The sequence below is a fragment of the Chryseobacterium sp. 2TAF14 genome, from assembly GCF_052115105.1.
Lineage (GTDB): Bacteria > Bacteroidota > Bacteroidia > Flavobacteriales > Weeksellaceae > Chryseobacterium.
In genome coordinates this window covers 1-2,090 of record NZ_JBFRGA010000296.1, presented here as the reverse complement: position 1 = coordinate 2,090, position 2,090 = coordinate 1, and the positions used below count along the sequence as shown (strand labels likewise).

The window sequence follows — 2,090 nt, the reverse complement described above, 5'->3', positions numbered from 1 at the left end:
GCATTAGATAAAGCTCAGATAAGAATTGGAATTAATGAAATTAAAATAATTAATGACAGAAAAAAAATTAAATTATTTTTGAATGAAATTTTTAAAGAATCTGAATTTGGATGCGACTTATACAACAATTTTTGCTCTGGCCAAATAACAAATTTTAGACAAGTAGAGCAAAATTTATTTTCACTATATGCAAAAGATTTGGATACAGTTTATCAATTTAATCTTAAAAGTATTATAATCTATATTCCACCTTTAAATTATAAAACTTCACCTGTAATTTTTATTGAATCTGATGATATTGACAGTGAACAAATTAAAACAAAAAAAAGTATAGACAACTATAGAACTTTTGACAGAGACAATATATTTTATGTAAATTTTTTAAGAAATAAAGAATCTAATGAGTTTATAATTAATAATGATGAAATTATTGACATTAACAGAGGTTTCAATGCTTCAAAGTTTGAAAACATTTATAAATTCTATACTAAAGGAATATTTTGCTTCTTAAATTTCAATCAGGTAAGCAATCAACTTGGATTTAAAAAAATTTTATTTGAAAACCATCATTTAACAGGTAAGCAACTAGAAGTTAAGATTAGAAAATTAACTAATGAATTATAATAATTGTAGATCACTACTAATACCAATGTCTTGTTCCTATTAATAACAAATCCCAGAATCAACAATAATTACAAATAAAATAACCCCCTGCTTATCAGAATTATTCTCTATCTTTAGAAAAAATAAAGCGGTATCCGAAAAGCTTAAAGAGTAGGAAACATCAAAAACTAATTTCTATGAAAAACATTAAAAAAATCTCAAGAACAACCCTTAAAACTATTCAGGGTGGACAAATCAATGAATGCAATGTAAACTCAGATTGTCCTGCAACTTTCGGACAATGCCCAAGATGTGAAGAATTTAGAGGCAGATTGGTTTGTTTTTATCCAAGTCTTTGCGCATAAATTACATCACGATGTCCCAGATTTAAATCCGTGACTCCTTAATACAAAACCTCGCCCTCAGCGAGGTTTTGTATTAAAAAAAGCACAATTCCCTCCCATTCTATCTGAAAAAAAATCTATATTTGTTTCACTAACAAATTAAACACAAATGACTTATGGCATCAACCACAGAAACGGGGCATGCAAAAAACATTGCAAACTTTCAAACCCTAATCGAATTCCTCATTGGCTACGGCTCATCCTACAATCCCTCAAAAACCAGCTTGCAATTGCCCGTACTCATTGCTTTGAAACAATCTGCCGAATTTGCTCTATCAGATGTTTTATCCAATAGCACAATCTACAACGGGAAGGTAAGTGAAAGACAGACAGCTTTCAGCGGCATCAAAACGATGGCGACAAGATTCATCAATGCAATACAGGTTTCAGGTGCATCTGAAGGAAGCATCAAAGAAGCAAAATTCCACAATCGGAAATTACAGGGCAAAAGAGCATCCGCTCCAAAGGCTCCGGCAAATACCGGTGAAGCGGCTCCCGCTATCATTTCCGTGAGCCAGCAATCCTATGATCAGCTTATTCAGCATTTGTTAGGAATTAAAATTGTATTGGAGAATGAGCCCAATTATCATCCTAACGAACCGGAGTTGCTTGTAGACATGCTTACCTCAACCATCACAGATTTACAAAACAAAAATCTGGAAGTAGCAAGAGCTTATGCCAATGTTAACAATGCAAGAATCGCAAGAAATAAGCTTTTGTACGGTGATGAAACCGGGATTTGTGAGACTGCTTCAGACGTTAAAAAATACATCAAAGCTATCTTCGGCGCTACCAGTCCGGAGTTTGCACAGATAAAAGGTTTAGAATTTTCTAAAATTAGTTTTATTTCTCTTTAAAGAAAATAAACGCATAAAAACGAAATCCTCTTTTAAAGCAAGAGGATTTTTCTTACCCGGAATAGAAATAAAACTACTGCAGAAAGAATGTAAGCAACCCAAAAAAGAATTATTTCAACTTGGAAAAGAAATAAGACAACTTAGAAAAGATATTTATTTACCCTGAAAGGATATTTTATTATCTGAAACAGAATTATAGCAACTCAGATCAGGATTATATTAACTC

General features: G+C 32.0%; 3 protein-coding genes. All 3 read left to right on the top strand.

Annotated elements, in window-relative coordinates:
• Window positions 1–624: hypothetical protein (locus AB4Y90_RS17680; protein ID WP_441558879.1), on the top strand; the 624-nt coding region annotated here is incomplete at its 5' end.
• A gap of 176 nt (window positions 625–800) precedes the next feature.
• The gene (locus AB4Y90_RS17675; protein ID WP_441558878.1) at window positions 801–968 is read left to right on the top strand and encodes a bacteriocin-like protein; all 168 of its coding nucleotides are present in this window, start codon (window positions 801–803) and stop codon (window positions 966–968) included.
• Between the two features lie 155 nt (window positions 969–1,123).
• Complete coding sequence (locus AB4Y90_RS17670) at window positions 1,124–1,864, top strand: hypothetical protein (protein ID WP_441558877.1); 741 nt, start codon at window positions 1,124–1,126, stop codon at window positions 1,862–1,864.
• Window positions 1,865–2,090 lie beyond the last annotated feature (226 nt).